Annotated in this window: 11 protein-coding genes; 7 read left to right on the top strand and 4 right to left on the bottom strand. The window is 36.5% G+C overall.

Translation table 11 applies throughout. From position 1 onward, the window contains the following. Positions 1–86: 86 nt before the first annotated feature. Positions 87–464 carry a DUF3127 domain-containing protein gene (locus PKC55_RS08510; protein ID WP_324372650.1) on the bottom strand — a complete coding sequence of 126 codons (378 nt, stop codon included), beginning with the start codon at positions 462–464 and terminating at the stop codon, positions 87–89. Positions 465–527: 63 nt separating this feature from the next. Continuing rightward, complete coding sequence (locus PKC55_RS08505; RefSeq protein ID WP_135105360.1) at positions 528–1,658, bottom strand: AI-2E family transporter; 1,131 nt, start codon at positions 1,656–1,658, stop codon at positions 528–530. A gap of 83 nt (positions 1,659–1,741) precedes the next feature. Here PKC55_RS08505 and dacB point away from each other — a divergent pair, with 83 nt between their 5' ends. Next, the gene (dacB, locus tag PKC55_RS08500; protein WP_291124919.1) at positions 1,742–3,187 is read left to right on the top strand and encodes a D-alanyl-D-alanine carboxypeptidase/D-alanyl-D-alanine endopeptidase; all 1,446 of its coding nucleotides are present in this window, start codon (positions 1,742–1,744) and stop codon (positions 3,185–3,187) included. Here the strand turns inward: dacB and PKC55_RS08495 are convergent. After that, positions 3,176–4,057: a DMT family transporter gene (locus PKC55_RS08495; RefSeq protein WP_291124916.1), complete on the bottom strand. Its 882-nt coding sequence runs from the start codon at positions 4,055–4,057 to the stop codon at positions 3,176–3,178. The genes dacB and PKC55_RS08495 overlap by 12 nt on opposite strands. Positions 4,058–4,320: 263 nt before the next feature. Here PKC55_RS08495 and PKC55_RS08490 point away from each other — a divergent pair, with 263 nt between their 5' ends. The 5 genes from PKC55_RS08490 to PKC55_RS08470 all read left to right on the top strand — a co-directional run bounded on the left by PKC55_RS08490 (position 4,321) and on the right by PKC55_RS08470 (position 10,394). Continuing rightward, the gene (locus PKC55_RS08490; protein WP_291124914.1) at positions 4,321–5,061 is read left to right on the top strand and encodes a copper homeostasis protein CutC; all 741 of its coding nucleotides are present in this window, start codon (positions 4,321–4,323) and stop codon (positions 5,059–5,061) included. 103 nt (positions 5,062–5,164) lie between these two features. After that, positions 5,165–7,039, top strand: a complete 1,875-nt coding sequence (gene mnmG / locus PKC55_RS08485; protein WP_283685563.1) for a tRNA uridine-5-carboxymethylaminomethyl(34) synthesis enzyme MnmG — start codon at positions 5,165–5,167, stop codon at positions 7,037–7,039. Between the two features lie 77 nt (positions 7,040–7,116). Then, entirely contained in the window at positions 7,117–7,668 is a 552-nt protein-coding gene (locus tag PKC55_RS08480; RefSeq protein ID WP_135105355.1) for an adenine phosphoribosyltransferase, read from the top strand. A 137-nt stretch (positions 7,669–7,805) separates the two neighbouring features. Next, positions 7,806–9,614, top strand: coding sequence for an excinuclease ABC subunit UvrC (gene uvrC / locus PKC55_RS08475; protein ID WP_291026730.1), 1,809 nt, complete (start codon positions 7,806–7,808; stop codon positions 9,612–9,614). Between the two features lie 180 nt (positions 9,615–9,794). Continuing rightward, positions 9,795–10,394, top strand: a complete 600-nt coding sequence (locus tag PKC55_RS08470) for an HdeD family acid-resistance protein (RefSeq protein ID WP_135105353.1) — start codon at positions 9,795–9,797, stop codon at positions 10,392–10,394. 81 nt (positions 10,395–10,475) lie between these two features. Here PKC55_RS08470 and PKC55_RS08465 read toward each other — a convergent pair whose 3' ends face one another. Further along, complete coding sequence (locus PKC55_RS08465; protein WP_291124348.1) at positions 10,476–11,231, bottom strand: SDR family oxidoreductase; 756 nt, start codon at positions 11,229–11,231, stop codon at positions 10,476–10,478. Positions 11,232–11,405: 174 nt separating this feature from the next. On the opposite strand from PKC55_RS08465, the gene PKC55_RS08460 reads away from it, so the two are divergent. Then, positions 11,406–12,248, top strand: coding sequence for a methylated-DNA--[protein]-cysteine S-methyltransferase (locus tag PKC55_RS08460; protein ID WP_291124350.1), 843 nt, complete (start codon positions 11,406–11,408; stop codon positions 12,246–12,248). Positions 12,249–12,332 lie beyond the last annotated feature (84 nt).

Raw genomic sequence — 12,332 nt, 5'->3', positions numbered from 1 at the left:
CATACACAAAAAAATGTGTAAAAGCCTTATCCAAAATGGATAACAAGCTTTTACACACTTAAATTATATATATTCTATATTTCTACTTAGAATGGCAGGTCGTCACCATCGCCACCGCTACTAAAATCTACAGGTGTAGAAGGAGCCGATTGTTGGGGTGCAGCACCGTATCCTCCCTGAGGGCTTTCAGGAGCACCTGCTCCTGCCGGATCAACCTTCCATGCACGAAGGTCTGTATACCAGTTGCCGTTATACTCACGGCTTTCTATATCGAACGATACATCGAGAATATTGCCAACCTGTAAAACAGACTCGTTAATTTTATCACCCCACAATGTAACACATACTTTTTTAGGGTACATTCCGTCTGTTTCCAGTATTATACTCTGTTTTCTCCACTCTCCGTTCTTACCCATACCCGTTTGTACAGGCATCACTTGAATCAATTTCGCTGTTAATTGCATTATAGTTAGTTTCTTTTATATTTTTCAAATTGGAGCATAAAAGTACAAAAAAATCTACACCTATCAAGTTTCATTGGTAGGGATATTGTGCTTTGCATTCTCTTCTGCCTGTATCCTTTCTGCGGAAGCTATAAATTCTTTATAGTATGACAAAAGTAAAGTTGTAAGAGGTATTGCGATAATCATTCCCACGATACCGAGTAATGATCCCCACACCGAAAGTGAAAGGAGAATGATCGCAGGATTCAATCCCATCGCCTTACCCATTATGCGAGGCACAAGAAATAAATCCATGATACACTGAACAATAATATATATAAGTGCGACTAGTCCGAGCATCATCCAAAAGCTATCGTTTGTCTGTGAAGCTCGCAACCAGCAAAGCAATATTGCAGGAGGGAAGGTGATAACCTGCAAATATGGAATCATGTGCACAAGCCCTACAATAATACCGAACATAATAGCCAACGGTAATCCGATAAGCTGAAATCCCGTAGCATACAGAATAGCAAGAATCACACAGATAAAGGCCTGATGTCTGAAGTATTTATTCATGCTGGTCTCCACATCCAAAGTAATGCGATTTACGACAGGACGATATTTTGGAGGAATAAGGTATCTCCACAATTCGTTTATTTTATCATAATCGAGAAGAATAAATATTAAATACAAAAGGACGATAAAAACGACAGTAAGACCAACTAAGAAAGAAATCGTATTGGAGAATATCGCTTCAACAGCAGGACTCAGATATTGAACAATTTCTATCAGATTGTCTCTGGATAAACTATCTTGTATTTCTTTAAAATCTACATAACGTGAAAATATATCTGCAATACTCATAGGAATGCCATCGTGACTGATAGAAGACAAATCATAAGTAGCGATAAGACCATTTATTTGCCATATTTCATTCTCTATAAGCGGAACTAATATAAAACCCAATAGAGTAATAAAACCGGCCACAGAGAGAAGCGTTAGAACAACAGCCAAAGAGTGAGCCAACCTCAATCTTTTTTGATAGAATCGAACCAAAGGATTTAGCATATACGCCAATAGCCACGCAATAAGAAAGGGTAGCAAAACATCCTTCAAAATATACAGAAAATATAAAGCTCCTCCTATTGCAATAACACTAATGAGCATACGGATGGTCCTGTCGAATGTAAAAGGTTTTTCAAAAGGCTGGTTCATAATCTGTTTAGCTTCTTAATTATTTTATTTATATATCTTTACAAAGATATTTATTTTTCTAATTTAATTTCAGCATTTTGCTCATGAAGAATTTGAAAATCCCGTATTTATTAATATTCTTTGTTCTAGTACATTACACTTTGTCAGCCCAAACAAGAGAACAAAGCCTACAACAATTTTTAAATAACAAAGGTTTAAAACACGCCTCTGTTGGAATTTGCGTAAAAGATTTTTCGGGAAAAGAAATAATATCAAACGATCCGGATAAAGCTTATACTCCGGCATCGATACTCAAAGTGGTAACTACAGCGAGCGCACTCGAAGTATTCGGACCTGACTATAGATATAAAACAACATTGGCAAAGGATAAAAACAATAAAAATGGTTTGCTCATTCATGGATATGGAGATCCCACCTTAGGAACAGAATTTTTGGATAATACTCCTTCCATATTTCTTTCTCAGTGGATAGACAAAATAAAAGAAAACTTTCATTCCAACGACAAAATTGATATCACCATTATAGATGATTATTTTGGATATGACGGTATTTCGGAGCAATGGACATATCAGGATATCGGAAATTACTATGCTTCAGGATCATACGGAATAAGTATCTTCGACAATACCTATAAGCTTTACTTCAATACGCTAAATGCGGATACTTGTCCCCTGATTGTAAAAACTGAACCGGAAATAAACATCGATTTCCAAAATAGACTCAAGCTGAATAATAATGATGCAGATAACGGATACATACATGGGTCTCCCATGTCAAATAAAAGGCTTCTAACAGGAGATATCCCCGCAGGAAAGGCATCATTCAGCATAAAGGGAGATATTCCGAATCCGGGGCTTTATTTAGGCCAGACAATAAGTAAACTATTGCAGGAAAACAAATATGAAGTCGGTACGGTGAATAATACCTATGAAAAATATTTTAGTCAGAAGTATCAGAAAGAAAAGAAATATTTCGATGAAAAGGTATTCTATACACACCTTTCATTCCCTATGAAAGACATTATAAAGGATACCAATGTAAGAAGTAACAACCATTATGCCGAACACCTGATACGCACAATAGGACGAGATAAAAACAAAGATATTTATTATTCGGCTCTCGATGCAGGGATAGAAGGAGTAAACGATCTGTGGAAAAGCAAAGGATTAGATACAGAAGCACTAATAATGTACGATGGAAGCGGATTATCTCCGGCTAATGCTGTAAGCCCCAACTTCATGTGTGACCTTCTCGTTTATATGCAGACAAAAAGTAAATACGCCGATACCTTCTTAGAATCTCTGCCAAAAGCAGGAAAAGACGGTACAGTAAGAAATCGATTGAAAGGTACACAACTGGAAGGGAAAATATCGATGAAAAGCGGGAGTATCGGAGGAGTGCAATGCTTTGCGGGTTATTACATAAACGGAGACGAAAAGTATGCATTTACAATTATGGTGAATAAATTTACGGGATCACGCAGTGAGATAGTAAAAGCAATAGATACCCTTTTATTATCAATCTTCTAAGGATTTTTCCTTGCTTGTAACTATTACCAATGTAACAGCACCTATTACAAGAGCGAGCCCGAAGAAACTATTCCACCCGAATGGTTCTCCAAAATGTAATATGCCAACTAAAGTAGCCACTACAGGCTCCATCGACCCGAGTATGGAGGTAATGGTAGATCCGGCATACTTAACAGCCGAAACCAAAGCCAATCCCGAAAGAACGGTCGCAAATAAGGCCAATCCTATCAGATTAAACCACGACATGGCATTCGGAACTATTTCTATACCTGTGGTAGAATATGAAAACACAGAGAAAATAAATGCTCCAAAAAGCATTACATAAAAAGTAAACACCTCCGGATCAAGGCTTTTTATACTATTTCTGTTTAAGCTAACAATATAAACTGAATATGTAAAAACAGTCATTAATACAGACAAAAGCCCTCTGGTATTAATAAATCCTGTATCGCTCCAACACAACAAAGCAACTCCAACTAAAGCCAAGACGGCTGCAAACAACAAGTTACGAGATAATTTCTCTTTATAAAATATGATCATCATGCACGCAACTACCACAGGATAAAGGAAATGGATAGTAGTAGCAACTCCGCTGGAGATAAAATTATAAGAGTAAATTAAACCCATCGATGTCATCGTATAAAGCAACCCCAAGAATAACAGCTGAGTACCCAATTTAGGAGAGATTCTAAAGTTTCTTTTCCGAATAAGACATACAATACCCAGAAAAGCTGCCGCCAACAAACTACGATAAAACAATATAGAAGGAATATGCATCCCTGATTTCAATAAGGGAATAGAGAAAAATGCTATCAGCCCGAAGGTTCCGGATGATATCAACGCTAATGCAATTCCTTTTGATTTACTCATTATATTTTCAGTGCGAAAGTCAGCAAAGTTAATATTTCATTTTCATTGTTATTATATTTTATATAACACTCCATCATAAATACACTTATTTAGCTAGTTATAAGATAATTGCGAATACAAATTCAAAAAAATTATAATAATTAAGACATTAAGCATCATATAACCAAAGCATCTGAATATTTGTTTAAATAATAAATTATTCTTTATATTTGGAACTTCAAAAATCAAAAATAGAATAATCAATTAATAATAAGAAAGTTACAATGAATATAGTAGCCGAAGTTTGTGCAAATTCAGCACAATCAGCAATCGAAGCTCAAAAAGGAGGAGCTGTTCGGGTAGAATTATGTGATAATCTCGAAGAGGGAGGCACAACCCCTGCCCTTTCGCAAATAGAATTCACACGCAAGAATTTGAATATACAGGTGAATGTAATTATACGTCCGCGCGGAGGTGATTTTTTATATAATGATCTCGAGTTTGAAATGATGAAAAGAGACATCCATCATTGCGGACAAGCTAAATGTGACGGAGTAGTTTTTGGGATCTTGAATACTGATGGAACAATAGACAAAGTAAGAAATAAAGAACTGGTTGAGATTGCTCACCAATATAGCATGAGTACTACTTTCCATCGAGCATTCGACAGATGCTCCGATTTGAATAAATCTCTCGAAGATATTATCGAACTGGGATGCGATAGAATACTTACCTCCGGCGGAATGAAAACAGCCCCTGAAGGAAAAGATATTTTAAAGCAATTAATAGAAAAAGCAAACAACCGCATCATCATTATGCCGGGTGGAGGGATTACAGAAAATAACATTGCAGATCTTGCAAAGGCTACAGGATTGAAAGAGTTCCACGGTTCTTTCAGGAGTCGATATACAGGAGAAATGCAATACCAATCCCCCATCTTCGACAACTTCAACGAAGAGTATTCGATATTGCTATCAGACGCTGAAAAAATAAAATTAGCAATAGAAAATGCCAACAAAGCATAAAGAATATTGTTAATTTATATTGTACTGTAAACTAGCACATAAAAAAGAAAACAAAAAGTACTAACTTTGCAGTGCAAATAATTATTATCCCCTTTTAAATAAGATGAATTTCAAATATGATATAATTGTCGTTGGGGCAGGTCATGCAGGCTGCGAAGCAGCCGCAGCGGCAGCCAATATGGGCTCGAAGACTTTGCTCATAACAATGGACATGAATAAGATTGCCCAAATGAGCTGTAACCCCGCAGTAGGGGGAATAGCAAAAGGACAAATCGTTCGAGAGATCGATGCGCTTGGAGGGCAAATGGGTATCGTTACAGACAAGACAGCAATACAGTTTCGCATGCTTAATAAATCGAAAGGGCCGGCAATGTGGAGCCCGAGAGCTCAGAGTGACAGAGCCAGATTTATTATGAAGTGGAGAGAGATTATTGAAAACACCGATAATCTTTTTATTTGGCAAGACACTGTCACTTCACTCATCATTCAAGACAAAACAATAACAGGAGTAAAAACGGCGATGGGTGTGGAATTCTCGGCCAAAGCGGTAGTTCTTACCAACGGAACTTTCTTGAATGGATTGATGCATATTGGTAAAACACAACTCGGCGGAGGACGTGTTTCTGAACCCGCTTCATTCGGAATCACCGAACAATTGAGGGATTTTGGGTTCACCACCGACAGGATGAAAACAGGAACCCCTGCCCGTATAGACGGAAGAAGCGTTGACTTTAGCCTGATGGAAGAGCAAAAAGGAGATGATGACTTCCATAAGTTCTCATACCTTGACTATGCGCCACGCACACTGAAACAACTTAGCTGCTGGATAACGTATACAAACGATGATACCCATTCGACATTACGCGATGGATTGGATGATTCTCCACTATACAACGGGCAGATAAAAAGTATCGGGCCACGCTACTGCCCAAGTATAGAAACAAAGATAGTTACTTTCGAAGAGAAAACATCTCACCAACTATTTCTCGAGCCGGAAGGAGAAAGCACACAAGAATACTACTTAAATGGGTTCTCATCTTCTCTCCCACTCCATACCCAAATTGAGGCTTTACAGAAAATACCGGCATTCAGAAATATACATATATATAGACCCGGATATGCAATAGAATACGATTTCTTCGACCCTACTCAACTAAAACATACGTTGGAAACGAAGCTCGTTAAGAACTTGTTTTTTGCCGGTCAAATCAATGGAACTACAGGTTACGAAGAAGCGGGAGGACAAGGATTAATAGCAGGAATAAATGCGCATATCAATACCCATGGAGGCAACGAATTTGTATTAAAAAGAGATGAAGCTTATATAGGTGTATTGATAGATGACCTTGTAACAAAAGGCGTAGACGAACCTTATAGGATGTTTACATCAAGAGCAGAGTATAGAATTCTTCTTCGTCAAGACGATGCTGATGTACGTCTAACAGAAAAAGGATACAACATAGGTCTGGCAAAACAAGAAAGAATTGCTCTATTAAATGAGAAAAAAGAAGAGGTTCAAAAGATAATAAACTTCGTGGCTAATTATTCCCTCAAGCCGGAATACATTAACGAAGGGTTATCCAACCTCGGAACCAACCCTCTTAAGCAAGGCATGAAGCTAAAAGATGTAATCACACGTCCACAAATCACAATAAAAAGCATCGCAGAATACATCCCTGCCTTCAAAGCAGAACTTGATAAAATCCCGAACAGAAAGGAAGAAATAATCGAAGCAGCGGAGATCATAATCAAATATGACGGCTATATAAAACGTGAACAAACGATAGCAGAAAAGATAACACGACTGGAAAACATTCGAATCAAAGACAAGTTTGATTACGAAAACATCTCTTCCCTATCAACAGAAGCACGACAAAAATTATCAAAAATAAACCCAGAAACAATTGCTCAAGCAAGCAGAATCCCCGGCGTTTCACCCAACGACATATCTATTCTTCTTGTGCTACTAGGCAGATAAATGAAGATGTTTCACGTGGAACGTATACTAAAATAAAAATTGTTCCACGTGAAACACGACTAATACTAAACAAAAAAATGGACAAAAAAGAAAAGGAAGAAAAGCTTTTAACTCTCCGAGAAACGGTAAGAAACATACCCGACTTCCCGATACCCGGAATTCAATTCAAGGACGTCACTCCATTATTTAAAACAAAAGAATCTCTATCAAATCTTACAGAAGTTCTTTTAGACGAATACAAGAATAAAGGAATAACAAAAGTTGTTGGTATAGAATCGAGAGGTTTTATCATGGGGCCAATTATGGCCTTAGAACTTGGAGCCGGTTTCGTCCCAATTCGAAAACCCGGAAAATTACCTGCAGAAGTATTCGAACAGGAATATGAAAAAGAATATGGAGTAGATAAAATTCAAATACACAAAGACTCTCTATCAAAAGACGATGTGGTGTTGATCCATGATGACCTATTAGCTACAGGAGGCACAATGTATGCTGCATACAAGTTAGTAAAGGACATGGGAGTGAAAAAAATATATGTCAACTTTATCATTGAGCTGGATGCACTAGAAGGTAGAAAGCTATTCCCTGCAGAGATTGATATTAATTCTTTGATTCATTACGAGATTTAAATTCTACAAAAAATTTAGGAGGAGGGGAGAAAAAGAATTCTTCCCTTTCTTTTTGATTATAAATAGATATTCATTTGTAGTATAGAAAACAAATTAATAATTTCACGTAAAATACAATAAGTAAAGAAAATAGAACGATGATTAATGATTATTTAAAAAATATCATTAGAAATATTCCCCAGAAGCCCGGTTGTTATCAATATTATGACGACAAGGGAGTAATTATATATGTAGGGAAAGCAAAAAATCTAAAAAAACGGGTTTCTTCATATTTTACAAAAAACCATGAGGACAGTCCAAAGACGAGAATACTGGTCAGCAAGATAAAAGATATCAAATATATCATTGTTGAATCAGAAGAAGACACTCTCCTACTGGAGAATAGCCTGATCAAAGAATTTCAGCCGCGATACAACGTAATGCTGAAAGATGACAAATCATATCCGTCTATTGTTATTAGGAATGAATATTTTCCTAGGATAGAAATAACGAGAAAAATATTAAAAGATGGCTCTAAATATTTTGGTCCATACTCTAATGTGCTGAGTGTAAAGACTCTCCTGGAGTTGATCCACAAATTGTATCCTATTCGTACATGCTCATTAAATCTTACGCCGGAGAAAATTGCAGAAGGAAAATATAAAGTCTGTCTAGAGTATCATATAAAAAGATGTAAAGGTCCTTGCGTTGGTTTACAGGATTCTGAAGAATATATTAAAAATGTAAATGCTATTCAGGAAATCTTAAAAGGGAATACCAATCTTGTAAGCGAATCTATCTATTCAGAAATGCAGGCGCTAGCCGAGAAGCAAGAATTTGAAGAGGCAAATAAACTGAAAGAAAAATTTATATTAATTGAGAATTTCAAAAATAAATCAACCGTAGTAAGTTCAATCAAATATAACATTGATGTATTCAGCTATGATGAAGATGCAGATGCAGGATATATAAATTATTTGAATGTATATAATGGTGCTGTTATACAGGCATATACATTCGAATATAGAAAACGGATAGAAGAAGAAAAAGAAGAATTGCTTGCTTTGGGGATTGTTGAAGTAAGAAAAAGATTTGGCTCTACAGCGAAAGAAATTGTTGTGCCATTTCTCCCCGACCTGAAATTAGATGGCGTAGAAATTAATATTCCTCAACGAGGCGATAAGAAAAAACTATTGCTTCTTTCAACTCAGAACGTAAGGCAATACAAACTAGACAAATTAAAAAGAGCAGAAAGTCTAAATCCCGAACAAAGGGGTACTCGCATTCTCAAAGAAATGCAAAAAGATCTGAACCTCAAAGACTTGCCATCACACATTGAATGTTTCGACAACTCTAACATACAGGGAACCAACCCCGTGTCGGCATGCGTAGTCTTCAAAATGGGAAAACCTTCAAAAAAAGACTATCGCCACTTCAATGTTAAAACAGTAGTTGGGCCTGACGATTTTTCAACAATGCGAGAAGTTGTATATCGGAGATACCACAGACTTATAGAAGAAGGAAGCCCCCTACCCCAGCTTATTGTTATCGACGGAGGCAAAGGTCAGCTAAGTGCAGCTTGTGAATCGTTAAAAGAACTTGGTATTTATGGCAAAGTAGCCATTGTCGGGATAGCGAAAAGGCTTGAAGAAATCTACTATCCGGAAGACTCTATCCCACTCTATCTGGACAAAAACAGTGAATCTTTAAAGATTATACAACACCTTAGAGATGAAGCACATAGATTTGGAATTACATTTCACCGAAACCAAAGAAGTAAGGGACAGGTGAAATCTGAATTAGATAATATCAAAGGCATTGGTGAAGAGACTAAACGGCTTCTACTGAAAGAATTCAAAAGTGTAAAAAGAATAAAATCAGCGTCTAACGAGGAAATCGAAAAAGTAGTCGGTAAACACAAAGCTACATTAATTGAGAAATATTTTACCGAAGAAAAAGAGTCATAAGCCTAAGTAGCTGTACAATAAAACTTTACACTTGTAAGAAAGAATAAAATAAATTATACCTAAAAAGATTCGCTCTAAAATAGCGTATAATCATTCATCACATTTAACTTTCTCGAAACTAAATAAGTCCGTAGACGTTATAATATTATAACACATAAACTAATTAAAAATAACGTACACATGAGAAATGATTTATTTTATTCTGTAAAACAAGCCGTCAAATACTGGTGGGTTTCATTGTTAATCGGACTACTAGCTATAATGCTGGGAATTTGGTGCTTAACATCTCCGTGGACTACAATTACAGCATTATCAATTGTATTTTCTGTAACTTTCTTTGTTAGTGGTGTTTTCGAAATAATATTTGCTGTGTCAAATAGAAATACACTCAAGGGCTGGGGGTGGACTTTAGTAAGTGGTATTATAGACTTATTATTCGGTATCATTCTTATATCAATGTCTCCTGCAGTAATCGCAATCGTACTCTCATATTTCGTTGGGTTCTGGGTAATGTTCCAGTCTATCTGGGGAATAGGAGGAGCCGTAGAATTACAAAGAAATGGAGCTAAAGGCTGGGGATGGTTGCTAACATTAGCTGTTTTGGGTGTGATTTTGTCATTTATTTTCATAATGAGTCCTGTTCTAACATCAGGATTTATAGTAGCGCTCATTAGTATTTCGTTCATCTCTTATGGTTTCTTCAGAATATACCTTGGGATGAGATTAAAATCTCTTCACAAGGAAATGGAAAATATTGAAAAAGAAACACATAACGAGTAAGTAGAATGGGATAGCATTTAATTTTTTGGAACAAAAGATTGAGAGGTGTCTACTTTTAAGACACCTCTAATCATATATAGATTATATCCTAACCTCCGGAAAACCACCATCGACAGATATTTCTGCTCCCTGTATGAAAGAAGCATCATCAGAGGCAAGGAATGTTACCACTTTAGCAATTTCAGAAGGCTGCGCAAACCTCTTTAGTGCAACTTGAGGTAACACATATTCTACAATACTATCTATCTGATTTTTAGAAAGATTAGATCGATCGAAATAATTTGTACTTACCGGCCCGGGACTTACTGCATTTACACGAATATTCCTCGAAGATAATTCTGCCGCAAATGTCTTCACAAAGGATAAAATCGCCGATTTGGCAGCAGAATAAACAGAAGAATTCTGCATTCCCATCTTTGTCACGTTCGAAGAATTCAATATTATGGAACTCCCCTCTCCCATCAATGGCAATACTTGTTGTACCGTAAACAAAGTTCCTTTAACCAACACATTAAACATGTCATCGAAATGTTCTTCTGTGACTGCCTCAATAGGCGCATATTTCCCAAAACCTGCATTTACATACAGGATATCTATCCGAGGTGAAATCGACTTGATCTTTTCATTAATAGCCAATAAGTCAGACATATTCCCACTATCCGAAACGAAACCTATAGCCTGATTTCCTAATTCAGCCATTGTTTTATCTACTGTATCTTGATAGCGTCCTGTAAAAATTACTTTTGCTCCGTTCTCAATAAAATCGATAGCTGTCGCCTTACCTATACCGCTTGTAGCTCCTGTTATAAGGGCTACCTTTCCTTCTAGCTTTTTCATATTTGTTCTATTTAATTAAACAGTACAAATATATTCTGTCATACAGTCGCCTAAAATCCATTTCTTGCTATTATAGAGGAAAAGTAATTAGACTAAAAGCGAACAAATTCAGCAAGAAATGGATTCTATAATTATAAACTACGATGTAGCTTTGTAGAATAAAAAACCAAAACTATGCTTAATCAAGAATCATTAGATTTCAATCGCATCAAAAAGGCAATAGAATATATTAGTGAAAACTACAAATATCAGCCTAGTTTGGATAAGATTTCAGAACATATCCATCTTAGTCCCTTCCATTTTCAGCGATTATTCAAAGAATGGGCAGGTGTTAGCCCTAAACGCTTCCTACAGTATATAAGCATACAACATGCAAAACAGATCTTAAGAGAAACACAAGCAACACTATTCGATACCGCATTCGAAGTTGGCTTATCAGGCACGAGCAGATTGCATGATCTATTCATAAATATAGAAGGAATGACCCCTGCCGAATACAAAAATGAGGGAAGCTATCTTACTATAAACTATAGCTTTGCTCTCAGTCCATTTGGAAAAATAATTGTGGCTTCAACCCCAAAAGGAATTTGCCACATGTCATTTGCAGAAGACCATAAAGAAGCAATTAAGAACCTCACAAGTATTTTTCCTAAAGCAAATTATCAGAATTCAGCAGACGAAATCCAAAAGAATGCAATACGGATATTTAATTTGGATTGGGAGAGCCTTGATAAAATAAAATTACATATCAAAGGTTCTGATTTTCAGCTTAAAGTGTGGCAAGCCTTACTAAATATCCCGATGGGGCAATTATCGTCATACCAGAATATTGCTAATCTCATAAAGAGCCCTAAAGCTAGTCGGGCAGTGGGAAATGCTGTGGGGCAAAACCCCGTAGCATACCTCATACCTTGCCATCGAATAATACAGTCTACAGGGGCTCTGGGAGACTATCATTGGGGACATATCCGCAAGACATCTATGATCGGGTGGGAAGCTGCTAAAGTATATCAATAGTAATATAGTGGATTATACAAATAATTATTAACCTCAACTTGTGTTAGTAATAAATGAAGCAACTTAGGTATATTTGCAAATTAA

The sequence above is a fragment of the Dysgonomonas sp. genome, assembly GCF_035323175.1.
GTDB lineage: Bacteria > Bacteroidota > Bacteroidia > Bacteroidales > Dysgonomonadaceae > Dysgonomonas.
The sequence above is the reverse complement of the archived record's forward strand: the minus strand, read 5'-3'. Positions and strand labels throughout refer to the sequence as shown.

What these genes read in the sequence shown, in the direction of transcription:
- PKC55_RS08510 (WP_324372650.1), bottom strand. Translation starts at nt 464, where the DNA reads ATGCAATTAACAGCGAAATTGATTCAAGTGATGCCTGTACAAACGGGT.
- PKC55_RS08505 (WP_135105360.1), bottom strand. Translation starts at nt 1,658, where the DNA reads ATGAACCAGCCTTTTGAAAAACCTTTTACATTCGACAGGACCATCCGT.
- dacB (WP_291124919.1), top strand. Translation starts at nt 1,742, where the DNA reads ATGAAGAATTTGAAAATCCCGTATTTATTAATATTCTTTGTTCTAGTA.
- PKC55_RS08495 (WP_291124916.1), bottom strand. Translation starts at nt 4,057, where the DNA reads ATGAGTAAATCAAAAGGAATTGCATTAGCGTTGATATCATCCGGAACC.
- PKC55_RS08490 (WP_291124914.1), top strand. Translation starts at nt 4,321, where the DNA reads ATGAATATAGTAGCCGAAGTTTGTGCAAATTCAGCACAATCAGCAATC.
- mnmG (WP_283685563.1), top strand. Translation starts at nt 5,165, where the DNA reads ATGAATTTCAAATATGATATAATTGTCGTTGGGGCAGGTCATGCAGGC.
- PKC55_RS08480 (WP_135105355.1), top strand. Translation starts at nt 7,117, where the DNA reads ATGGACAAAAAAGAAAAGGAAGAAAAGCTTTTAACTCTCCGAGAAACG.
- uvrC (WP_291026730.1), top strand. Translation starts at nt 7,806, where the DNA reads ATGATTAATGATTATTTAAAAAATATCATTAGAAATATTCCCCAGAAG.
- PKC55_RS08470 (WP_135105353.1), top strand. Translation starts at nt 9,795, where the DNA reads ATGAGAAATGATTTATTTTATTCTGTAAAACAAGCCGTCAAATACTGG.
- PKC55_RS08465 (WP_291124348.1), bottom strand. Translation starts at nt 11,231, where the DNA reads ATGAAAAAGCTAGAAGGAAAGGTAGCCCTTATAACAGGAGCTACAAGC.
- PKC55_RS08460 (WP_291124350.1), top strand. Translation starts at nt 11,406, where the DNA reads ATGCTTAATCAAGAATCATTAGATTTCAATCGCATCAAAAAGGCAATA.